The organism is Natronolimnohabitans sp. A-GB9, assembly GCF_030848565.1.
In the GTDB taxonomy this organism is placed as follows: Archaea; Halobacteriota; Halobacteria; order Halobacteriales; family Natrialbaceae; genus Natronolimnohabitans.
On the sequence record NZ_JAVDDV010000019.1, the window covers coordinates 30952 to 54389 of the forward strand.

Annotated in this window: 18 protein-coding genes and 2 pseudogenes; 14 read left to right on the top strand and 6 right to left on the bottom strand. The window is 62.0% G+C overall.

Going from position 1 to position 23438, the window contains the following annotated elements; translation table 11 throughout:
- Positions 1-49: 49 nt before the first annotated feature.
- The 3 genes from RBH26_RS17345 to RBH26_RS17355 all read left to right on the top strand — a co-directional run bounded on the left by RBH26_RS17345 (position 50) and on the right by RBH26_RS17355 (position 2378).
- Positions 50-319 carry a transcriptional regulator gene (locus tag RBH26_RS17345; protein ID WP_306759640.1) on the top strand — a complete coding sequence of 90 codons (270 nt, stop codon included), beginning with the start codon at positions 50-52 and terminating at the stop codon, positions 317-319.
- A gap of 104 nt (positions 320-423) precedes the next feature.
- On the top strand, positions 424-1683 hold the full coding sequence (gene fmdA / locus RBH26_RS17350; RefSeq protein ID WP_306759641.1) for a formamidase: 1260 nt from the start codon (positions 424-426) through the stop codon (positions 1681-1683).
- 362 nt (positions 1684-2045) lie between these two features.
- Positions 2046-2378 carry a hypothetical protein gene (locus RBH26_RS17355; protein WP_306759642.1) on the top strand — a complete coding sequence of 111 codons (333 nt, stop codon included), beginning with the start codon at positions 2046-2048 and terminating at the stop codon, positions 2376-2378.
- 557 nt (positions 2379-2935) lie between these two features.
- Here the strand turns inward: RBH26_RS17355 and RBH26_RS17360 are convergent.
- From RBH26_RS17360 to RBH26_RS17370, 3 genes are all read right to left on the bottom strand, one after another.
- Entirely contained in the window at positions 2936-3853 is a 918-nt protein-coding gene (locus RBH26_RS17360; RefSeq protein ID WP_306759643.1) for an NmrA family NAD(P)-binding protein, read from the bottom strand.
- Between the two features lie 720 nt (positions 3854-4573).
- A complete protein-coding gene (locus RBH26_RS17365; RefSeq protein ID WP_306759644.1) occupies positions 4574-5590 on the bottom strand; it encodes a bifunctional oligoribonuclease/PAP phosphatase NrnA in 1017 nt (338 codons plus the stop codon).
- Between the two features lie 116 nt (positions 5591-5706).
- Positions 5707-6048, bottom strand: a complete 342-nt coding sequence (locus RBH26_RS17370) for a cupin domain-containing protein (protein WP_306759645.1) — start codon at positions 6046-6048, stop codon at positions 5707-5709.
- A 225-nt stretch (positions 6049-6273) separates the two neighbouring features.
- Here RBH26_RS17370 and RBH26_RS21375 point away from each other — a divergent pair.
- The 5 genes and pseudogenes from RBH26_RS21375 to RBH26_RS17400 form a co-directional block, all read left to right on the top strand.
- Positions 6274-6742: pseudogene (locus tag RBH26_RS21375) on the top strand (RtcB family protein); the annotation flags it as partial.
- Positions 6743-6847: 105 nt separating this feature from the next.
- Positions 6848-8065, top strand: a complete 1218-nt coding sequence (locus RBH26_RS17385) for a transposase (protein WP_306759646.1) — start codon at positions 6848-6850, stop codon at positions 8063-8065.
- A gap of 67 nt (positions 8066-8132) precedes the next feature.
- A pseudogene (locus RBH26_RS17390) lies at positions 8133-9089 on the top strand (RtcB family protein); the annotation flags it as partial.
- Between the two features lie 156 nt (positions 9090-9245).
- Complete coding sequence (locus RBH26_RS17395) at positions 9246-9497, top strand: AbrB/MazE/SpoVT family DNA-binding domain-containing protein (RefSeq protein ID WP_306759648.1); 252 nt, start codon at positions 9246-9248, stop codon at positions 9495-9497.
- Positions 9498-9932 carry a PIN domain-containing protein gene (locus tag RBH26_RS17400; protein ID WP_306759649.1) on the top strand — a complete coding sequence of 145 codons (435 nt, stop codon included), beginning with the start codon at positions 9498-9500 and terminating at the stop codon, positions 9930-9932.
- Positions 9933-10055: 123 nt separating this feature from the next.
- On the opposite strand, the gene thsA is transcribed toward RBH26_RS17400, so the two are convergent.
- Entirely contained in the window at positions 10056-11753 is a 1698-nt protein-coding gene (thsA, locus tag RBH26_RS17405; RefSeq protein ID WP_306759650.1) for a thermosome subunit alpha, read from the bottom strand.
- A 265-nt stretch (positions 11754-12018) separates the two neighbouring features.
- Between thsA and RBH26_RS17410 the strand changes: the two genes are divergently transcribed.
- From RBH26_RS17410 to RBH26_RS17430, 5 genes are all read left to right on the top strand, one after another.
- A complete protein-coding gene (locus tag RBH26_RS17410) occupies positions 12019-12906 on the top strand; it encodes a hypothetical protein (protein ID WP_306759651.1) in 888 nt (295 codons plus the stop codon).
- 593 nt (positions 12907-13499) lie between these two features.
- A complete protein-coding gene (gene nikB / locus RBH26_RS17415; protein ID WP_306759652.1) occupies positions 13500-14447 on the top strand; it encodes a nickel ABC transporter permease in 948 nt (315 codons plus the stop codon).
- The gene (gene nikC / locus RBH26_RS17420; protein WP_306759653.1) at positions 14444-15370 is read left to right on the top strand and encodes a nickel transporter permease; all 927 of its coding nucleotides are present in this window, start codon (positions 14444-14446) and stop codon (positions 15368-15370) included. The genes nikB and nikC overlap by 4 nt, the downstream gene beginning before the upstream one ends.
- Positions 15371-17536, top strand: a complete 2166-nt coding sequence (locus tag RBH26_RS17425; protein ID WP_306759654.1) for an ABC transporter ATP-binding protein — start codon at positions 15371-15373, stop codon at positions 17534-17536.
- Positions 17537-17549: 13 nt separating this feature from the next.
- A complete protein-coding gene (locus RBH26_RS17430) occupies positions 17550-19082 on the top strand; it encodes an ABC transporter substrate-binding protein (RefSeq protein ID WP_306759655.1) in 1533 nt (510 codons plus the stop codon).
- Between the two features lie 32 nt (positions 19083-19114).
- On the opposite strand, the gene thiM is transcribed toward RBH26_RS17430, so the two are convergent.
- A complete protein-coding gene (thiM, locus tag RBH26_RS17435; RefSeq protein ID WP_306759656.1) occupies positions 19115-19948 on the bottom strand; it encodes a hydroxyethylthiazole kinase in 834 nt (277 codons plus the stop codon).
- Complete coding sequence (gene thiE, locus RBH26_RS17440; RefSeq protein ID WP_306759657.1) at positions 19941-20591, bottom strand: thiamine phosphate synthase; 651 nt, start codon at positions 20589-20591, stop codon at positions 19941-19943. Before thiE ends, thiM begins: the two co-directional genes overlap by 8 nt.
- 656 nt (positions 20592-21247) lie before the next feature.
- On the opposite strand from thiE, the gene RBH26_RS17445 reads away from it, so the two are divergent.
- Positions 21248-23419 carry a hydantoinase/oxoprolinase family protein gene (locus RBH26_RS17445; protein ID WP_306759658.1) on the top strand — a complete coding sequence of 724 codons (2172 nt, stop codon included), beginning with the start codon at positions 21248-21250 and terminating at the stop codon, positions 23417-23419.
- Positions 23420-23438 lie beyond the last annotated feature (19 nt).

Sequence of the window (23438 nt, forward strand, 5' to 3'; positions counted from 1 at the left end):
GGTGTCACGTCCAACGGTTATATGCCGGGACGTGGTTGGCCCGCCTACGATGGCAGAAAACGAGCGGGAAACGACCGCTGATCGGGAATCGCTCCCACCGACGGCGATCACCGAGCGATTCGAGAGCCTCGAGGTCGGCGACGAGATCACGTTCAACAACCGGGACAGGCCACACGAAGTCGTCGAGACGGACACGTACTCGGTTACAGTCACCGATCCGGACGGCAATCGTATCACATTGTCACAAAACCTCCAGACAGGCGGCTGGAACGTCCACGAGGAAATCTGGTGGGTCAGTTCCGAACGAACCGACGAGTGACGTCGACCCCGGATTAGTTCCGCGTATCCATTATCGAACTAATTACGTTGTTCCGTAGTTCAAAACAGGTATAAATATTGCCACGTTGCAAGTTACCACGAATCATGCCTGAAACGATATTCGAGGTCGACGTGGATTCCGACATCGACGAACAGCCGGATCCGATCGTCAACCGATGGCATCCGGACGTCCCGCCAGCGGCGACGATCGAACCCGGTGAGAAAGTCCGGATCGAGTGTCTCGACTGGACTGGAAACCAGGTGAACAACGACGACAGCGCAAACGACATTCGGGACATGCGACTGGATCCCAACCACCATCTGAGCGGTCCCTTCGAGGTCGAAGGCGCCGAACCCGGCGATATGCTCGTGATCGACATCCTCGATCTCGGGCCGTTCCCGGACAATGAGTGGGGCTTTACCGGTATTTTCGAGTTGGACAACGGCGGCGGATTCCTGACCGACCACTTTCCAGAGGCTCGAAAGGCCATCTGGGACGTCGACGGCGTGATGACACACTCCCGTCATATCGACGACGTCAGGTTCCCGGGCTGTGTCCACCCGGGGATCATCGGCACCGCACCGTCACACGAACTGCTCGAGGAGTGGAACGAACGAGAGCAGGCACTGATCGAGCGAGGGCCCGAGGCCGAAGCCGCCGTCAATCACGAGACGAGAGACGAGGATCCACCACTCGCTCTCCCGCCGGAGCCGAACGAGGTGTTACTCGGGGAGATGGACGAAGACGACGTCGAGGAGGCCGCCGAGGAAGCAGCGCGAACGATCCCGCCTCGAGAGAACGCCGGAAACTGCGACATCAAGAACCTGGGTCGTGGTTCGCGGGTCTATCTCCCGGTTTTCGTCGAGGGTGCGAACTTCATCACCGGCGACCTGCATTTCTCCCAGGGCGACGGCGAGATCACGTTCTGTGGAGCGATCGAGATCGCCGGATGGGTCGATATGAAAGTCGACGTCATCAAAGACGGGGTAGAGAAGATGGGGACCGATCACGCGATGTTCAAACCGGGCTACCAGGATCCCGACTTCTCGAACTACGTCGTCTTCGAGGGGTACTCCGTCGACGAAGACGGGACCCAACATTACAAGAACGCCAACGTCGGGATGCGCCGCGCGTGTCTCGACGCCATCGACTATCTGACGAACTTCGGGTACACCGAAGAACAGGCGTACATCCTCCTCAGTACGATCCCGGTCGAAAGCCGGATCGCCGGTATCGTCGACCTACCGAACACCTGTGTGACGGTGTCGGTCCCCAACGAAGCCTTCGACATCGATATCGATCCGGACACGCTCACCGGTGAGTACGACTCGAGCGACAAAGGCGACGTCGCCAAACCATCGTAAACTCCAAAATACGTTCGGTGGATTAGGCGACGTATACGGATCCCGATGAGATGCAACAGTACAGCGCAACCGAAATCAGGCCCTTCTGGGACATATTGCGAGACGATAGCCGTCCGTTAGACGGCAGATTGGGATACCGAGAGAAAGCGGACGTATCATTAGAACTATCGCTTCGCTGTACCGAATCGATAACGAACGTTTCGAACGCGACCCGTCTCGATTGGCCAGTCGTTTCCAATAGTTGGACTTTCTTTCTTCGATCTCGGTGCGCTAAACTCGTCCAAATATAGAACAATTCGTGCGGAGAGTCTGTACAGTCTGTAGTCACTATATCCTCCACACTGTGAGCGTAAACTCGCAGTATGACAGATCGACTACTTTCCCGACGGAAATTGCTGGGTCTTACGGGCGCGAGTGTAGCGATCGGCCTGGCTGGCTGTGCCGACGAGGACGACGAGATGAACGGTGACGAAGAGGACGATGGGAACGATGCGGACGACGGGATGAACGGCGACGACGAGGACGATGGGGTCAACGGCGACGAAGACGATGACGACGAGGAGATGAACGGCGACGACGAGGAGATGAACGGTGCTGAAGGCGATGACGATGGAGACGACGAGGAAGAAGAGTTGGATCTCGACGACCGGGAAGGCGACGAAAGCGATGAGATAGACGAAATCGAAATCGGGTAATCAGTCACCTTCGGACCGCATTCCGGACGACGTATTCCGGTGAGTAATAGCTGCTATCTGCCCCTCGTCCGGATTCATTTGAGATATTCGGTACTACGTACAGTCGGGACAGACAGTCATCGCTGGCGATGGATTCCGCCGAACGGCCCTCGAGTCGTGGATATCGATTCATACTGTTGGACAGAACTATTCGACGATCGGTCGCGCTACTGCGGCCGTCCCAAGGGTGACGGCCGCGATTTCGCGACCGACGTCTCACTGACTGCTGTCCGACAGTATCAGGAACGGCCGAACCACCGCGGGGACGACACGGCAGGAGCGACCGACCTTCACGGAGCCAGGTTGGCTTCGGGTTTGAGCGACACGGAGTCGACGCGAGCGTCTAGGGAGGCGCAAGCGCGGAGGAAATCAGAGTCCATTGCCTCGGCGCTGCGAGCGTAATACTTCCGGACAACACGATGCACACACCGATCGTACTCGAGACGCGATCGGGTGTGTATTGACTGTTGTCCGGTAGTATAAACACGGACGCCCCGAGTCACTCGACCCGGGCTAGTTCACTGCATCGCCTTGACCCAGCCGGGAACGTGTGCGGGTTCGTCGGTACCGCCCTCCCATCCGTTCTCACGGAGGTACTCCTCGAGCGTCTGGGGTGTGAATCCGAAGTCCCGTTCGATCCGGCGGATGTTCGCCGGGAACGACGTGTGACCGCCCTCGTTGATGAAGTGGTCGCACATGACCGCAAACTCCTCGCCGAAGGCGTCTTCGGCCTCGTCGAGCGGCATGTGATACGGTTCGACGGTCTCACCGATCACGTCGCTGATGACCTCGGCGGTCTCGCGTAGCGTGAGGAGGTCGCTTGCGATGTTGTACTCGGTCCCCGCGAAGTCGTCCGTGTTATCCAGTGCAACGGCGGACGCGCGAGCAGTGTCGTAGTAGGTCGTCTGGAAGTGGTGGGTCTCCTCGTCGAGTGGGAAGGCGAGGACCCCGTCTTCGACGCCGATCGCCTCCCAGTTCTCCATGAAGTATACGGGTTTGATCGCGGTGTATGGAACGCCCGTCTCACGGAGTCGTTCCGAGACGAGATAATGCGACCGCAGATGCGGGACGTCCGTGTCTTCCCGTTGATCGCCGGCACCGCTGTAGACGAGATGCTCGAGGTCACCTACCGCTTCGATCGCCGCTGCGAGGTTGTCACCGAGTTCGATGTGGGTATCGTAGCCGACCGCCCAGAAGTTGATCGTCGCCCAGACCTTGTCAGCGCGTTCCACGTGTGGACGAAGGGTGTCCGGCCGAGACAGATCGCCCTCGACGAGTTCAACACCGAGGGCAGCGGTCGCCTGTGCGTGCTCTGTCGAGGCGTCGCGCGTCAGCGCGAGTATTTCGTAGTCCGTCTCGAGTGTCGCGAGTCGCTCGATAACGGCGCGCCCCTGATTACCGGTTCCACCGACGACGAGAATCGTATCAGTCGACATGAATCAAGTTCTAATAGTAGCAGTGTACTACTAAAAGATGACTTACAGTACTACCACACTATCAGTAGTATTGTATAGAGAGCGATCGTGGTGTCCGTTCGCGTCCCAGAATACGAACGTCGACCTGTGTCAACATATTACTATTATTTCTATACGAAGATATTCGCTCCTGATTTATGCACGGAAACGTCGGTGATCGACTACGGACGTTCGCACTGGATGAATTATCAGCCGGCATCTAATATTATACAGGTGTTTTTTAATAATTGAAATAGTATTCAAAAGATCTATACTATTACACTGGAAACGTTCGGGCGCTGGTCGTTCCAGCAATTCCACCGACCAAGTCAGAGGCACACCGGAACCTACCGGTCTTCTTCGCGTATCCGACGGTATCAGATACCAATCGTTCGAAACGGCCGTCCCGGTTTTCGGTCATCATACGGGCGCCCTGACGTTCCGTGCGTCGATCGCCGGCGGACGAACGTGGTTCCGTGGTACCACGAGATGACACTCACTCGAGGCGTCGATGAGGAACCCACGACCGAGTAGGACCCTCGATCCAGTCCCCGTGTATTCGGTGAGCGGTTTCCAAGACTGGCTACCGACCTCGAGGTTCTGTAGGCGCCAGAGAGTCGTAGACGCATACACCTCGAGAGAAGAACCCGCCACCACGGCTTTCGTGGCTCGATCGGACGCCGGTTCCGCGGAGGTAGGCATTCAGCCGGCCGTTCCACCGCTATCGTTCGGGATAGCGTCGAAGAATCGATCTTCCATTCGACGACGGAGCTGATCGACGAGTTCGTCGCCGTCGATATCGGCGTCTACGACCTCCTCGAGCGGAATCTGTCCGCCAGCCATCGACGGGTGGCCGCCGGCACTGCCGGCATCCCCAAACCCTCGCTCGAGACACGTCCCCAGATCGAGATCCGTCCTGATCGTCCGCGCACTCGCGTGTACCTCGTCGCGAACGATGCCACAGACGAGAACTGTATCGACGCCGTCGATGGTAAGCAGGAAATCAGCCGCCTGTGCGATCGCCACTTGGTTCTCCAGCCAACCCATACAGGAGACGATGCGGGACCCGCGACGGACGCGATTGACGATCGCGACGCCGAACGCGTCGACGGTCGCCGGCGTAAAGGACTCACTGTACAGTTTCCGAAGCAGTGTGGCGTCAGCGCGTGCGTGTAGGTAATTTGCAAGGTCGTACTCGGCGTCCGTCGGCTGTCGGTAGAAATCGAGTCGCTCCCGATGAATAGCGAACAAAAGCCCTGTCGTGATCCGTGCGGTGGGTTCGACGTCACTCTCGCGGAAGTACTCCGCGAGAATCGTTGCCGTCGCACCGTACTCCTCACGGATATCGGTGAACTCGGCTGTAACCCGTCGATCGGGCGGATGATGATCGATGACGATGTCGAGGTCGGTTCCCTCCTGGACGGGGTTGTGCTCTCCCGGAACCGAGTGATCGACGAACGCAAGGAGACCGTCTCGCTCGTGGACGTCGTCCACGTAGCGGCGCAGTTCTACGTCGAAGACGTCCACGAACGCACGGTTTTGTCCGGGTGAGACCGTTCCACCGTGGCGGATGTCGACGGTTTCGGCGCCGCTTCGTTTCGCGAATAACTCGAGGGCGATCGCCGACGCGATCGAGTCCGGATCCGGATCGTCGTGACAGACGATGGTAAGCGTAGACGCCGACCGCAACCGATCGAGTAGCGCTTCGGCGCTTGACATACCAGTAGTTCGGTTCCATCTCTGTTAACGGTTCGTCCAGTCGCAAGCGACCGTCACGGTTCCCGACGAAAGGGGCCATTCGACTCCGATCCCGTTACGTGTTAGCCCTCGAGCGATCACCCTGGACGCTCGGTGCTCGTATCGGAGTCCGCAAACACCTTGAGGACGATAAGTTCCTCGTCGACCTCGACGATATCGTGAGACACTCCCTCCTCGACGGAGAGGAGATCACCTGCAGCGACCGAGTAGGTCTTTTCTCCGACCATAATCGTTCCCGCTCCCGTCAGGACGTAGTAGAGTTCGTCTTGGGTGTGTTTTCGAGACCCTTTCTGCCCGGCCGTCGTCTCTCGGTATCGTTTGAGTCCGACAGTCAGCGATTCAGTGTCGAGTACGCGAACCGAGTCCTCGTTCATCGCTTCGAGTTCGCTCAGCAAGTCGTCGCTAGGGATATGCGTCATGGTCCTACCTAACTACCGTTTCACCTTATATCGCTCTCCCGACTTTCCACTCACACTCCACGGGGAACTCCGATCGTGTTCGCAGTTGGGTCCGGATCACTGATACTGCCGGACAACACGATGCACACACCGATCGCACTCGAGATGCTGTCGTGTTCCGCGGTAAACGTGTACCCGTAGCTCGACGTACCACACGCTAAATAGGGAGCGAGACGACATTCGGGTGTGACGCTCACACTCGAGGGCGAGTACACAACCGCCCGAATCATGGTCGACGACGAGTCGCTCGTCGAGGCGAACTGCCGCGAGCAGATTCGCGAACTCATCGACCATCCGGCGTTTACCGAGCCGGTCAGGGTGATGCCGGACGCCCACTGGGGTGCAGGCGCGCCCGTCGGGTTCACGATGGAACTCCCCGACAAAATCGTGCCGAACATCGTCGGTGTCGACGTCGGCTGTGGAATGGCCGCCACCGACATCGGGACCGAAACGCGAACGACGCATCCGCGAGCGCGTGCCGATGGGCCGAGACGTCCACGACTACGACGACGCCCCCCATCTCGTCGACGAGTTCCCCTTCGAGCGAGCAAACGACGTCTTCGACCGGTTCGCCGCCGCCTACGAGGAACGTTTCGGTCGGACGATCGATCCGCTCGAGTTCGACTTCGACGGCTACGGCGGCGACTACTTCAAAAGAAAACCAAGGCGGGTTCCCCGGGCCACCGTGCCCGGGGTTGAAGCCGACACCCGCTGCCGCTAACCACGAATCATTAAGTACCTATACAAGATATTGAAATTCGTGGCAGACGGCTACCTGAGACGCACCGCAATCACCCGCCCCATCCTCACTGACGAGCAACAGGACTTGCTCGATGCCACCATCAACGAGTGGAAAGCTGCCTGCAACATCAGTAGCCGCATCGGATGGGAACACGGTGAAACGCGGAAAACCTACCTCCAAGACCTCGCCTACGACACGGTACTGGGAGAGACACGGCTCGGGAGTCAACACGTAATCCTCGCCACCCATCAGGCCGCAGCCGCGCTCGATGGTGTCGAAGCAATCGAAGACCTTGATGAACACTACAAAACGTCTCGACCGGAATTTACCAGTAACACGGTGAAATACGATACCCGGACGATGACGCTGTTCGATGACGGGTCTGTTTCGCTTTCCACCGTCGATGGCCGGATCCAGTGTGACCTGAATCTCCCCGACGAAGAAGACGGGTATCAACACGAATACCTCAACGATGACGAGTGGGAAGTAACAGAATCTACGCTGTCGAAGCGTGATGGCGAATACTACCTCCACATCGGGTTTCGTAAAGACAAACCCGAGAAACAGGTCGAAATACAGGATGACGACGAGGACAGGACAGTTCTCGGCGTTGACCTCGGCATCGTCAACATCGCCACCACCAGTACGGCCTACTTCGCATCGGGAAGGGAACTCAGGCACCGCCACCGGGAGTTCGAGCGGATCCGTGGAAACCTTCAGCAGACTGGGACACAATCTGCCCATCGAACGATTCAGCAGATGAGCGGGAGAGAATCACGGTATCTCCGTGACCAACTTCATCAAGTCGCCAATCAGATTTTCGAAGAAGCACGAACACACGACTGCGAATACATCGTCTTCGAGAACCTGAAGCACATCCGAGAGCGTGCGCCACCTGTCAAGGAGTTCCACCAGTGGGCACACCGGCAACTCGTTGACCTTGTGGAGTACAAGGCTGAAGCCCACGGGATTAGTGTCGAGTTTGTAAGTCCGAAGAACACGAGTCGTCGGTGTCCCGAGTGTGGGCATACGAGCGAAGGGAATAGGGTGCAACAGGCGGAGTTTGAGTGTGAGTCCTGCGGTGCAACACAGAATGCGGATTATGTGGGTGCAAAGAATGTTGGGTGGCGGTTTGTCCGTCGGGGCCTACAGTCGTCTCGGCGGATGGGCGACAGTCAACTCGCCCTGAAGTCAGGAACGGTGACACCAAACCGGGGATTTATCCCGTCCGACTAACCACGGTCGGCAGAGGCCGAGTTCACTGACAAGCCCCGCGCCACCGTGCGCGGGGCAGTTGACACAGTTGTGTCGGCGCGTCCTCGCTCGACAGCGCCAAGGGATCGGACACGTCATTCGGAGCGCTGGCACCCTCGGCGGCGGCAACCACTTCATCGAGTTCGCGAAGGCACGCGAGACGGACCACTACTGGCTGGTCGTCCACAGCGGCTCGCGCTATCTGGGGAAATCCATCGCCGAGTACTGGCAACACAGGGCAAGTCAGTATCGCCACGCCGACGCCATCCGTGACGCTATCCCCGAACGGTACGAGGAGTACCTCGAGTTCGACCTCGAGACGGTAAGCGATCACGACCTCTACGAATGGGTCACCGGCGGGAAAGGCGAGTCCCACCTCGACAAGGAGCATCTCCGGGCGGATTTCGAGGACGAGGACCTCGAGGACGCGTTCGACGTCCTCTCGCGACCACAGGACGCGGTCGAAGAGCGCAACGAGGATCTCGACTGGCTCGAGGGCAGGGAAGCCCACGGCTACTACGTCGATATGCTCTTCGCTCAGCAGTACGCCCGGTGGAACCGCGAGTTGATGAGTGAGGCTATCTGTGACGAACTGGACGTCGACCCAGTCGATCGGATCGAGTCGATCCACAACTACATCGATTTTCGGGATCTGACGATTCGAAAGGGCGCGACGCCGGCACGCGAGGACCAACGACTGATCATCCCGTTCAATATGGCCGAGGGATCGATCCTGGCCCGCGAAAAGGGCAACGAGGAGTGGAACCGGACAGCACCCCACGGAGCCGGCCGCATCATGGGCCGAGGAGAGGCCCACGAGAAACTAAGCGTCGAGGCGTTCGAAGCGGCGATGACAGACGTCTACTCGGAGTCGGTCGTCGAGGCCGTCGTCGACGAAGCACCGATGGCGTACAAGCCGACCGAGGCGATCGCAGACGCCATCGAACCGACCGCGGAGATCGTCGACTGGCTCGAGGTCGTGCACAATCTCAAGGCCAAAGAGTGATCGCCGTCGGACATACTGTCGGTCAGCACGATTGGGTGACGGCCGCAAGTTCGCGACCGACGGGTCACTGACTGCTGTCCGGCAGTATCACTATCCCAACCGAGCTAGTGTGAGCACACACTATACTTTATGAGTGGGGATCTCGTAGGCACGGATATGAGTAGTGAGAGTGTCGACTCCGAAAGCAAGGTGTCGGGGAACCAGGCGAACATTCCCGCCCGCATTCGGCGGGTACTCGATATCGACGACGGCGACAAACTCCGCTGGCATATCGAAGACGACGGCACGCTCCGCGTGCAGGTCGTCCAGCAGCGCAGCGGTACGTTCGGTGACTTCGGTGGCTACGACGGGGATCGGACGACGGACGTCGAGAGCGAACACGACACGTGGGGCGTCGACGTCGAATAGATGCCACGCGCGCTCGTCGATACGACTGTTCTCTTTGCGGCAGCGTACCGCCGTGACAGTGCACACGATGCTGCCCTCCCGATCCTCAGCGGAATCGACACCGCTGAGCTTCCGGAAGCGGTGATTCTCGATTACGTCCTCGCAGAGACGCTAAACGGGCTGACGACACACGCAGGTCACGAGGCTGCTGTCGACTTTCTCACTCGAGTAGAAGAGAATACGCGATTCCACATCGACTCCCTGACAGCGGACGAGTTCGCCACGGCAAAAGCGCTCTTCCGACAGCACGAGTGTTTCTCGTTCGTCGATGCCTGTATCGTCGCGTACATGCAGGTGGAGGGACTCGGGTATCTCTACGCCTTCGACGACGATTTCGACGCCGCAGCGGATGTCTACCGTCTCGACACCGCAACTAACCCATATCAGCCAGAGTGAGCGAGACACGCTCCTGTATACTGCCGGATAACAGTCACTGAAGGCGTTCGCCGGGCAGGTGCGGCAACTGTGCACACTCGTGCTGTCCGGCAGAGTAGCGACAGTGACGGATAGCGGTCCGTATCAATGCCCCATCGAGTGACCGACCGCCCACGGGTATCCGTCGGTGCTTTCGACGACACCGTTCGGGCCGTGGTCGTGGTCGTGACCGTGGCCGTGGTCGTCGTCACGCGTCACGGCCACGACCTCGTCGATGCGAACGAGCAGGTTTGCGGCTTCGGTCGCACTGGCGATCGCCCGGTCAGTGACCGCAAGCGGCTCGAGAATCCCGGCGTCGACGACGTCGCCGAGTTCAGCGGACTCGCCTTCGAGACGGATACCCGTCGCGTGATCGCCCTCGTGGTGTCTGGCGCGTAACTCGACGACGGTGTCGATCGGGTCCAGCCCCGCCGACGTAGCGAGCGTTCGCGGGATCACCTCGAGGGCGTCGGCGAACGCCTCGACGGCGAGTTGTTCCCGATCGGAGACGGTCGTCGCGTACTCGCGGAGATCACTCGCGACTGCGATCGGCGTTGCACCGCCGCCGGGGACGACGACGCCGTCCTCGATCGCCCGCGACAGGACGTGAAAACAGCCGTCGACGACGCGTTTCGTCTCGTCGGCCACCTGTTGGGTTCCCCCGCGGAGGAGCAACGACACCTGTTCGACGTCCGTCCCGCCGTCGACGATCGCCACGCTGGTCGCCCCGAGGTCGCGTCGCTCGACTCGGCGGGCGACGCCGGTGTCCGCCGCCGACAGATCGTCGATCGTACCGACCGGCGTCGCCCCCGTGGCCCGGCCGAGTTTCTCGAGTTCGTCCCGACGAGTCCGTTCGATCGCGAGCACACCGGCTTTCCCGAGGAGAGAGCGGACCGTCTCGTCGATCGACTGCTGGCAGAAGACGACGTCCGCCCCGGCGTCGACGATGCGATCGACGTGTCGTTCGTAGACCGCCCGTTCGTACTCCCGCAAGTCGTGGACGTCCGTCGGCGATTCGAGGCTGACCGCCCCCTGTCCGGTCGCCGTTTCGACCGTGAGCTGGTCGTCGACGAGCGCGACAGTCGCGTCTTCGTACGCGTCGGGGAGATCCGGCTCGAGCGGAACTGGTGTCGTCGACGAGGAGTCGATATCGATGACCAGTCCCTCGACGAGTTCCGAGTCGTAGTAGGAACTGCCCGGGATCGCCTTGCGCGTGATTCGTTTCAGGTCGACCGTTCCGTCACGTTCGATCGCCCGGACCGCATCGACCGTCTGCTCCGCTAGAAAGTCGCTTGCGGTTTGGTTCCACTTACCTGTAATCGCTGTGCGAGCGATCGTTCGAAGGCGGTCGCGATCGTACGGATCGACCGGGATCGCCCGTTCGTACAGGCGCTCCCGTGTTCGTTCGGCAGCGAGGGTGTACCCGCGTGCGATCGTCGTCCGATGAACTCCCGTCTCGAGGAGTGTCTCGGCCTCGGCAAGCAGTTCGCCCGTCAGGACGATCGCCGACGTCGTTCCGTCACCGACTCGTGAGTCCTGGTGTGTCGCAACGTCGACGATCGCGCTGGCGGCGGGATGGCTAATGTCCATCCGATCGACGATACTCGCCCCGTCGTTGGTGACGACGACGGTTCCATCCGAACTCACGAGCAGTTTGTCCAGTCCCTTCGGGCCGAGCGTCGTCTTGATCGCGTCCGAAAGCGCCCTCGCGGCGGCGACGTTGTCTTCCCAGACGTCGTCGCCATCGAGTCGGTGGACGTCGTCTTCGGTCGAGAGTGCGTGGATGTTGCTACCGACTGTCATGGGTGTTCGGATATGCCTCTCACCAAGTATCAGTAAAAAGGTGCTGTAGACTCTCAGAATACGTGTTAACGCGTTCGAACGGTCCGGATCTCCAATCAGAAAGCGATAAACGGACGACACCTCGAGGCCGTGGCGATGTCGTCCGACGTCCGGTAACCGATCGCGTCCGGGTCGACCGAACAGCATAACTATCACTGCTTCGAGCGGCGATACGATGGGAACTGATCGAGGCAAACGATCGGTATCTACCGACGATTCCAGCGAGATGACAGCACGTATCGGGATTCTAACGGACGATTCGGCCCCCGAACTGACGGACGACGGACGCGCGATAGTGACGCGACTCGAGCGGCGAGGGTTCAGTGTCGAACCGATCGTCTGGACGGACGACGCCGTCGACTGGGACGAATACGATGCGATCGTGTTCCGATCGTGCTGGGACTATCACACGGCTCCCGAGCGTTTCCAGTCGCTGCTAGCGGCCCTCGAAGGCGCCGACACGGTCGTCTACAACCCCGTTTCGGTGATCGAGTGGAACGTCCACAAATCGTACCTCTTCGAACTCGAGGCGGCGGGGGTCCAGACCGTGCCGACAGTCCTTCTCGAACCGGGCGACGACCGAACCCTCGAGAGCGTCCTCCGTGATCGGGGCTGGGAAGACGCCGTCGTCAAACCGGCGATCGGGGCGAGTTCAACAGGAGTGTGGCGCACGTCACTCGAGGCAATCTCACGCGGTGAGCAGCGACTCGAGGCCGAACGGTCGGACGACGTACTCGTCCAGCCGTTTCTCCCGGCGATCCGTGACGGCGAACGGTCTATCGTGTTCGTCCGCGGTGAGTACAGCCACGCCTGGAACGACGTCCCGCAGGCAGACGAGTTCAGCGCGTTCGACGAGACGGATCTCTCGTACGAACCCGACGACTCCGTCCGCGAAGCGGCGGCTGCCACACTCGAGACCGCATGCGAACTCGTCGGTGTCGGATCCGAAGAGTTGGCGTACGCCCGTGTCGATTACCTCGAGCGCAACGGCGAGTTCGTCCTGATGGAACTCGAGCTCATCGAACCGTATCTCGGCCTCGACCGGACGGAAAACGGGATCGAACGGTTCGTCGAGGGAGTGACGACGCTCCTGGATCAGTCGAGCAGGCTATAGTAACAACTGATAGGGATTATCGTAGCCAACCGCAGAATCTAACGCCCGTCTGTCGATGTCGTGTCACCGTTCGTCGGAGAGAAACTATGGACTCCTACGATAATCCCTATGAAACGACTTATCCGGTCTCCTGTCGTCACTGCCCGCCGATCGCCAGACGGTGTCGGCGGGACAGCGGGACGGCAGTCCGTATTCACACCGATCGCACGGCACACGGCGCACGTCGGTCCCCGCCCGCCAGTTCGTGGGGCTCGCTCCGGTGGTCGCATCGAACCACCACAGCGGTGTGACGAGAATAGAACGATCGTACCGTATAATAGAAATTATTAACTCCAACCCCCCTATTGTTAATCAAGATGTCTGAGGGTTCGCGAGACGGTACTCGTGAGAAAGCGGAGCGGATTCGGAGGGTTTACAATATTGTTTTCACTAACTCAATCTGAGTTTCACGAAACGATGATCGCACACACAAGAGACTCCCCATCCCGGGCACGGAGTTCCAAACCGGTGCTTGCACCAGTGCAGCGATCTTCGGCCACGACTGGGAACGCCAGTCACTCGAGACGGGACGAGTCGGGCGTCGAAATCGACCGATGAAAGCGGTACGCGCCGGGTTGCGACGATTGGGATCGATGTCGATAGTCATGGCTGGCGTGTCGCTTCTCACCTACGGTCTCGTTTTCGTGACACCCGGCGATCCCGCGTACACGATTCTCCACGAGCGGCGTGGAAGTCCGCCGTCGGATGCCGAAGTCGCTGCGTTCCGTGCCGAACACGGCCTCGACGAACCGTTCGTCTCACAGTATCTCTCGTGGCTCTCCGGCGTCCTCCGTGGCGACCTCGGGACGTCGTACTTCCGTTCGGAATCGGTCAGCACGCTACTGCTCCAGTATCTCCCGAACACGCTCGAGCTCGCGGTCGCAGCGATGATCGTTTCGCTGGCGCTTGCCGTTCCAGTGGGTGTGGTGAGTGCCGTCCACCGGGACACCTGGATCGACCGGACGAGCCAGATCGCCGCGTTGCTCGGCGTCTCGATGCCGAACTTCTGGCTCGGCTATCTGTTGATCCTCGTCGTGTCGCTTCAGCTCGGACTCACCCCGACCTCGGGCTCGGGAACGCTCTCACATCTCGTGTTGCCGGCGATCACGCTGGGGACCGGCCTGGCAGCGATCGTTACCCGGCTCGTCCGGACCTCGATGCTCGAGGTCTTAGAGGCCGAGTACGTAGACACCGCCCGCTCGAAAGGCGTCCGTGAGCGGCTCGTGGTGTACAAACACGCCCTGCGAAACGCCTTGATTCCGGTCGTGACGATCGTCGGTCTCCAGTTTGGCTTCGTCCTGAGTGGTGCGGTGGTTGTGGAAGTCGTCTTCCAGCGGCCCGGACTCGGTACCCTGCTGGTGGACGCCGTCTTCGCCCGTGACTACCCGGTCGTGCAGGGAGTCGTGCTCGTGACGGCCGTCGCGTTCGTGATCACGAACCAGCTGGTCGATCTGGCCTACGTCGCCCTCGACCCACGGATCGAACGGGGTGAGCGCGCGTGAGCGAGCGCCACGCTGACGAACACACGTGGCGGTCACCGGACGCCGTCCTCGAATGGCTTCGCGAGCGAACCCGTTCACAGTTCGCGTGGTCGCTCCGGACGAACCCGGGGGTTCGATTCGGCGGGACGCTCGTCTGCCTGCTCGCCGTCGTCGCCGTCTTCGGGCCACTCCTCTCCCCGTACGATCCGACGGCACAGGCCCTCGAGGCCCGCCTCGAGGCCCCCTCGCTCGCTCACCCGCTCGGGACCGACGCGCTCGGGCGTGACGTGGCGACCCGGATCGTCCACGGTGCGCGGGTCTCGCTCGCGCTGGCGGTCGCCGCGACCGCCGTCCGCGTCGTCATCGGGACGACGATCGGACTGGTCGCGGGCTATCTCGGCGGACTCGTCGACGCCGCGTTGATGCGGCTGGTCGACATTCAACTGGCGTTCCCGGGTCTCGTGCTCGCGCTCGTGATCGCAGGCGTGCTCGGGCCGAGCCTTCGGAACGTGATGATCGCGCTCTCGGTCGTCGGCTGGGCCTCTTACGCACGTGTCGTGCGGGGGAACGTCCTCGAGGTGAAAGACCGGCCGTTCGTCGAGGCCGCCCGCCTCTATGGCACGCCACGACGGCGGATCGCCCGGCGGCACCTGTTGCCGAACGTGATAAACCCCGTCGTCGTGCTGGCGACGATGAACCTCGGGACGATCGTGCTCACCGCCGCCGGACTCTCCTTTCTCGGACTGGGTGCACAGCCACCCACGCCCGAGTGGGGGACGATGATCGCGGGCGGGCGCGAGTACTTGCGCTCGGCCCCGTGGCTCGTCACCGCGCCGGGGATCGCCATCATGGCGACCGTGATCGGCTTCAACGTCCTCGGCGACGGCCTGCGGGACGTCCTGGATCCCGACCACCTCGAGGAACGAGAACGGAGGCGATCCTGAATGCGTCTGGACGTCTCCGACCTCCACGTCCGGTTTCGAACCCGTTCGGGAGCCGTCCACGCGGTCAACGGGGCCTCCTTTGCGGTCGATTCGGGCGAGATCGTCGGGCTGGTCGGCGAAAGCGGCTGTGGCAAGTCCGTCACGGCCCGCTCGATCGTCCGCCTCGAGGACCCGGGCGAGATCACAGGCGGCAGTATCGAGTTCGGTGGGACGGACCTGACGGGTGCCGACGACCGGACGCTCCGACGGCTTCGCGGGCGCGAACTCGCGATGGTGTTCCAGGACCCCGAGACGACGCTCAACCCGACCTACACCGTCGGCGAACAGATCGCCGAGGCCCTGCGGGTCCGTCGCGATCCCGACGATCAGCCGTTCCTCCGAGAACTGTTCGCCGGCGTGCGCTCGCGGGTTGGTTCGAAGCGGACCCGAAAACGAGTTCTCGAGTTGCTCGGCGAGGTCGGTATCCCCCGGCCCGAAGACCGAATCGACGACTATCCCCACCAGTTCAGCGGCGGCATGCGCCAGCGGGTGATGCTCGCGATCGCACTCGCCCGCCGCCCCTCACTGCTCATTGCCGACGAGCCGACGACGGCACTCGATACGACCACGCAGGCGGCGATCTTGGAGCGACTCGCAACGCTCAACGACGAGTACGGGATGGGGCTCTTGCTTATCAGCCACGACCTGGGCGTCGTCTCCCAGCTGTGTGACCGGATCGTCGTCATGTACGACGGGGTCGTCGTCGAGTCCGGGCCGACTCGAGAACTGCTCTCGAGTCCCGCCCACCCCTACACGAAGGCGTTGCTCGGCTGTCTCCCCGGCCGATCCGAACCGGGCGAGACCCTGCCGACGGTCGGCGGGAGCCCACCTGACGGCTCCCCGCCGCCGGCCGGCTGCGTCTTCGTCGACCGGTGTCCGTTCGCCCGCAAGGACTGTCGGGAGGACAGCCAGCCGACCCTCAACCTCGAGGACGGTCGAACCGTTCGCTGTGACGTGTCCGACGCACGGGAGGCCGACCTCGAGACCATGCGTGTGGCCACGGCTGCCGACCCGATCGACGGTCCGGGTCCGGATCTGAATCCGGGAGATCGCGGACGGACGGCGGCCGTGGCGGTCGACGGCGGCGTCGAGACCGACTCGCCGACGGACTCCACGGCCGACCCGTCAGGAAGCGCCGTCGACAACCCCATCCTCGAACTCGAGGGCGTCACGAAGTCCTTCCGGACCACCGACGCGCTGGTCGACCGACTCCTCGGGACGGCCGAGCGACTGACCGCGGTCGACGACGTCAGCCTCGAGCTCCGGGCCGGCGAGACGCTGGGGCTGGTCGGCGAATCGGGCTGTGGAAAGTCGACGCTCGCCCGCGTGATCGCCGGCCTTGAGTCGCCGACGGCGGGCACGGTCAGGCTCGACGGCGAACCCGTCGACGACGTCGACTCGAGACGGGACGACCAGCTCGCGGACGTCGGCGTCGTCTTCCAGAACCCGGGGACGAGTCTCAATCCGAAGCGAACGGTCGGGGAGTCACTTGCCGAGCCGCTCCTCGAGGCCGGCTGGGGGGAGCGCCGTCGAGACGAGCGGGTCGAAGAGCTACTCTCGCTGGTCGAACTCTCACCGGAGTACGCCGGTCGGTACCCTCGCCAGCTCTCGGGTGGACAGCTCCAGCGGGTGGCGATCGCCCGTGCGCTGGCCGTCGAACCCGCCGTCCTGGTGCTCGACGAGCCGACGGCCGCCCTGGACGTCTCGGTCCAGGCGACCGTTCTCAACCTGCTCGAGCGACTCCAGAGACAACTCGATCTGGCGTACCTGTTCGTCTCCCACGACCTCGAGGTCGTCCGTCATGTCGCGGACCGCGTCGCGACGATGTACCTGGGGCGACTGCTGGAGGTCGGCCCGGCGAGCCAGGTCCTCTCGGAGCCGGCCCATCCCTACACGGCGGCGTTGCTCGAGGCGATTCCGGACAGCGAGGCGACGGCCGGCGGAGCCGGGCTGGCGGGCGAGCCACCGAGCCCAACCGATCCGCCGTCGGGCTGTGCGTTCCATCCGCGGTGTCCGATGGCCGACGACGACTGCGCGACGGTCGAACCGACCTGGGAGACCGTCGGGGACGCCAGCTCTCGGTGTCACTACGCGGACGAACGTGCTGACGAACACGACGAGAACTAATCGATACTCAAACATGCCGGAAAAACACGTCACGATGGATCGACGCACCGCACTGAAAACCACCCTCGGCGCTGGCACGCTCGCGCTCGCGGGCTGTCTCGCCGGCGACGACGACACCGACTTCCGCATCGGCTCGCCGTGGGACGTCGGCCGGGATCCCCTCGAGGATGGCTCCCCGCTCAGGCGACTCGGCATTACCGAGGCCCTCGTGAGCGTCGACTACGACGCCGAACCGGCCCCCGGGCTGGCGACCGACTGGGAGCGCGTCGAGAACACTCGCTGGGAGTTCTCGTTGCGCGACGACGTCGTCTTCCACGACGGCGAGGAACTCACCGCAGACGTCGTCGTCGACTCCCTCGAGCGTACCGTCGAGTCGGAAGCGTTCGCCGGGGTGCCGATCACGGCCATCGAGGCCGTCGACGACTCGACGGTCGCCGTCGAGACCGACACGCCGTTTTCCCCGCTTCCGGCCCACCTCTCCCGTAACGATGCGGTTATCCTGAGCCCCGGCTCGTTCGAGGACGGCGAACTCGTCGAGCCGATCAGTACCGGCCCGTTCGTCTTCGAGTCGGTACAGCCGGGTACGGAACTCCGTGCGATCCGCAACGACGACTACTACGGCGAGGTTCCCACGATCGAGTCCGTCCGCTACGAGGTCGTCGAGGACGACCAGACCCGCCGGATGAAACTCGAGAACAGCGAACTCGAGATGGCCCGTATCCTGCCCCAGGAGACCGTAAGCGACCTCGAGGAAACGGACGGGATCGACGTCTACACGCCGGAGATTCCCCGGATCAGATTCCTGACCTTCGACACACAGTCCGAGCCATTCGACGACGAGCGGGTTCGGCGGGCGGTGAGCTACGCCGTCGACCGGGAGACGCTCACCGAGTCGGTCCTCGAGGGCGTCGACGACCCCGCCGTCGGTCCCATCTCTCCGGAGATGACCGACTGGGCCGACCCCGACCTCGAGGAATCGCTGTACGATCCCGACCGGGCCCGCCAGTTGCTCGACGAGGCCGGCTGGACGACCGGTTCTGAGGAGGTCCGGACCCGCGACGGCGAGGATTTCGAGATCGAGGTCGTCGCCTTCGACGCGCGGAGCCTCCCGATGATCGCCAAGGTGCTCCAGGGACAACTCGCCGACGTCGGAATCGACCTCGAGATCACCGTCGTCGAGTACGGCACGATGCTCGATCAGGTCTCCCAGGACTCCTTCGACGCTTACCTCACCTCCTGGGGAACGCTGTGGTATCCCGACCCCGACAGACTCGCCGACATGTTCCACTCCGACGGCGACCTCCACCACGGCTACGAGAACGAGGAGGTCGACGCCTTACTCGAGGAGGCCCGCGAACTCGACGACCGCGAAAAACGACGGGAGCGCTATCACGAGGTCCAGTCGATCGTCGTGGAGGACGCTCCGATCTCCGTACTGACGGGGTATACGAACGTCATCGCGACGGCAGCCGAGGTCGACGGCTACGAGCCACACCCGACCGAGATCACGTACGGGCTCGAGACGGTCGATCTCGAGGGCGAATAAGGGACGGCAGCCGGTGCCAACGGTACCGACCGTCAGCGAACGCGCTCGATTCGATCCGCCGGCTCGAGGTCCGCCGCGACCTCCGGAGTGAGCCCGGCGATACTGTCGATGAAGTTCACCCGGTAGCTGGCCGGACCGTTGTACTCGAGGTCGGTTGCACGCTCGCCTGCGAGCCCGTAGGCGAGGGTTCCGTGTACGGCAGCGGTGAGGTCGTCCTCGATGCTTCCGGTAAAGGCCGCAAGCGTCGCCCCGAGCATACAGCCCGTACCGACGACAGTCGAGAGCATCTCGTGACCGGCGCTTACGCGGTAGACACTGTCGGGACCGGCGACGACATCCTCGGCCCCCGACGCGACGACCGCCGCGCCGGTCGTCGCCGCGAGTGCCAGCGCCGACTCCGTGATCTCGTCGTACTCGCCGACGGACTCGACGCCTTTCACTTCGGCCTCCGCACCGGCCAGATGCGTGATCTCACCGTAGTTGCCCTTGATAGCGGCGAAGTCGATCTCGTCGAGTAAACTGGCGTGGACCTCCTCTCGAGTCGGTGTCGTCCCGGCGCCGACGGGGTCGAGGACGACCGGGACGCCCAGTTCGTTGGCCGTCCGACCCGCGGCGTGTAACGCCTCGACGTTCGAGTCGGTCATCCGACCGGTGTTGAGCAAGATCGCACCCGCGAGTTCGGCCATCTCGGGGGCCTCGCCGGGAGCGTCCGCCATTACCGGTAACGCCCCCCAGCTGAGGGTGACGTTCGCCAGGTCGTTTTTCGTCACCTCGTTCGTCAACTGCTGGACCAGCGGCTCGCAGTCGCGGACCGCCGCGATCGATTCCGACAGCGCCTCGCCGGTGCCGTCGATCTCCTCACTCATCGTCCACCACCTCCTCGGTGGCGGCCTCGAGGTCGCTCGTCGCAGCCGCCGGATCCTCGGCGGCGGTAATCTCGCTGATCACGGCGACGCCGGTCGCACCCGCCTCGAGAACGGGGGCCGCGTTCGCGGCGGTGATCCCCCCGATCCCGATGACGGGAATCGAGACGGCCTCGGTGATCTCGGAGATCAACTCGAGGCCCGTGCCGTCTTTCTCCTCGGGGACGTCTTTCTTCGAGTCGGTCCCGTAGATCGCGCCCACGCCGAGGTAGTCCGCGCCGGCGTCCTCGGCCTCGAGCGCCTCCTCGACCGTTGACGTCGAACAGCCGATCACGGCATCGGGACCGAGCAGTTCGCGGGCGACTGCGACGGGAAGGTCGGATTGACCGAGATGCACCCCGTCGGCGTCGATCGCCTGCGCGATATCGACTCGATCGTTGACGAGCAAGGCGACGTCCGCCTCGGCGGTGCGTTCACGCAGTTCACGGCCGAGTTCGTAGCGCCAGCGGGCGTCGGTGTCTTTCTCCCGAAGCTGGACGACGTCGATCCCGCCGTCGATCGCAGCCTCGACGATCTCGGTGGTACGCCGGCCCTCGGAGAGCGATTCCTGTGTCACCAGATACGTCCGCCAGTTCTCCGGATTCATAGGCGGTACCAGCGGGTGATCGGACTAAGCCGCTTCGGTCGGGGACGCGGCACGTGAGATGTAGCGTCGTGCTGTTTGGCACGCATTCGTCACAACTTGGCCACGTTAGCCCCAGTTGTTGAGTGATCGAAGAGCGATCAATCTCGTCCATGCGGTCATCGATGCGTCGATCATCGTAATCCCGAACCAACGAGAGAGGATTGTAAATCGCCTCGGGGTCAAGCCCCGGGCATTCTCCTAGACCGGTTGTAATACCGACGTATTCTGACATAAAGCCACGGCTTCGAGTGTTACGACTGTTGCAAGTGTCACACCCTCACACCACCGTTTCAACTGTCGGCCTCAAACGAGGGTGAACAGAACTGATTATCACACCCCACTGTTTCAAGTGTTAAGGTTCCGCTGCACTGAGAGTGTAAATTGCATGCAGCCAAATGGAGAATGGTGAAAGGTACCCGTTGCACGTCACCCCACACTCCTTCTCACGACGATCGTTGCAGTCGTTTTCGATCTGCCTCTGACCGCCAACTCAGGCGGTCGGGTAAATACGTTGTGCCTTAAAGCGCAACATATGTCACATACTGTCATGATATGTCGTACTCGTTCGTCAGTATTCGTGGTAATCACTAACTTGTAACACAGTATCAAAGGAAGTGATGGCAAGTTCAGAAGACGACCCCGCAGAACGCCACAACGCAGAGATCCTGTCGATCGATGCCGGTGGGACGATGACGGACACGTTCCTCATGGACTCGGACGGCGAGTTCACGGTGGGGAAGGCCAAGACGACGCCTGACGACGAGTCTCGAGGCTTCATCAGGTCCTCCCAGGACGCACTCGAGGACTGGAATCTGAGCGTGGAAGAAGGATTCCCGGACCTCGTGTCGACGGTCTACTCCGGGACCGCGATGCTCAACCGACTGGTCGAACGGGAAAGCGAAGTCGACGTCGGGATCCTCATCACTGGTGGGATGGAGGATACGCTCCGAATGGGGCGGGGCCGACAGTCCTACACCGGCTACTCCTACTCGGATCGGCTCCACGTCAACACGCACAAACACCCCGAACCGCTGATCCCCCGCAATCGGATCCGCGGGGTGCGAGAGCGGATCGACGTCAAGGGCAACACGCTGGTTCCACTGTACGAAGACGGCGTCCGCGACGGTGTCAACGACCTGCTCGACCAGGGGGTCGACCACATCGTCGTGATGTTTCTCCACTCGTACAAAAACGAAGACCACGAACACCGGACCAAGGAGATCGCCGAGGAGATCATCGATGAGCGAGACGCCGACACGACGGTGATGCTTTCAAGCGAGTACTACCCGACGCTGAAAGAGTCCGAACGGTTGAACACGGTCACGGCGGAGGCGTTCGCCGCGGAGCCATCACGCGATCAGCTGTCGAACATCCAGGAGGCCGTCGACGAACAGGGCGGTGACGTCGGCGTTCGCGTAATGGCGAGTCACGGCGGAACGATCGACATCCACGCGAACGAACTCGCGCGGACGCTGATCTCCGGTCCGATCGGCGGGATGATCGGTGCCAACTACTTCGGACAGAAACTCGACTACGAGAACCTGGTCTGTACCGACATCGGTGGGACCAGTTTCGACATGGGCATCATCATCGACAACGACTGGCAGATCGATTACAGCCCGGAGATGGCACGCCTGCTCCTGTCGCTGCCGATGGTAAACATGGAGAGCGTCGGGGCCGGAACGGGCAGTTACGTCAGGGTGAACCCGACGTTCGACAAGATCGAACTCGGTCCGGAGAGCGCAGGTGACCAGGTCGGCGTCAGCGCGGTCGAAACCGACGTCGAGACGGTCACCGTAACGGACTGTCACGTCGCGATGGGGTGGATCAACCCGGACAACTTCCTGGGCGGCGATATGCCGATCGACCGCGACGTCGCCGAGCAGGAGATCGAAGCACAGGTCGCCGAGCCACTCGACATGGGCGTCTACGAGGCCGCCCAAGGCGTCATCGACATCCTCGAGAGCAAACTTCGTAACGACCTCGAGGCCGTCGTGACCGGCGAAGGGTACGCCCCATCGAACTTCAAGTGTCTCTCCTACGGCGGCGGCGGACCGGTGCATACGGCCGGTTACACCAAGGACCTGGGTTTCGACGAGGTGCTGATCCCCGAGTGGGCAGCCGCGTTCTCGGCGTTTGGCTGTGGGGCTGCCGACTACGAGTACCGCTACGATCAGACGACCAGTATCGACATCGACCCGGACCTCTCGATGCGAGAGGCGGCCGAAACCGCCGGCGCGGAGCTGACCGAAGTCTGGAAACGCCTCGAGCAGAAGGTCGTCAACGAGTTCGAAAACAGCAACATCGGCCGGGACGAGATCGATTTCCAGTACCACATCCTCGGTCAGTACCAGGGACAGCTCAACAGCATCGACATCGAGTCGCCGGTCGGCCGCGCCGACACACCGGAGAAACTCGAGCGAGTGCTCGACACCTTCGAAGCAGGCTACCGGCGCCAGTACTCCGAGGAGGCCCGGTCGCCAGAGCTCGGACACACCATTACACAGGCGTCGGTCCGCGGCGTCCGGGACGTCGTCAAGCCGGAGATTCCGACTGAACAACTACAGGACACCGAGCCGCCCGAGGATGCATACAAGGGAAGCCGGGAAGCCTACTGGGACGGCGAGTGGATGGAGACGGAGATCTACGATCTCCACGCTCTCCAGCCCGGAAACGAACTCAGCGGGCCGGCAGTCATGGAGGGCGCTGCCACGACGTACACGCTGCCACCGGACTGTGAAACGAGACTCGACGAGCATCGCGTCCATCACCTCACGAGAACCGAGTGATCGAGAGCGGGCGACCGCT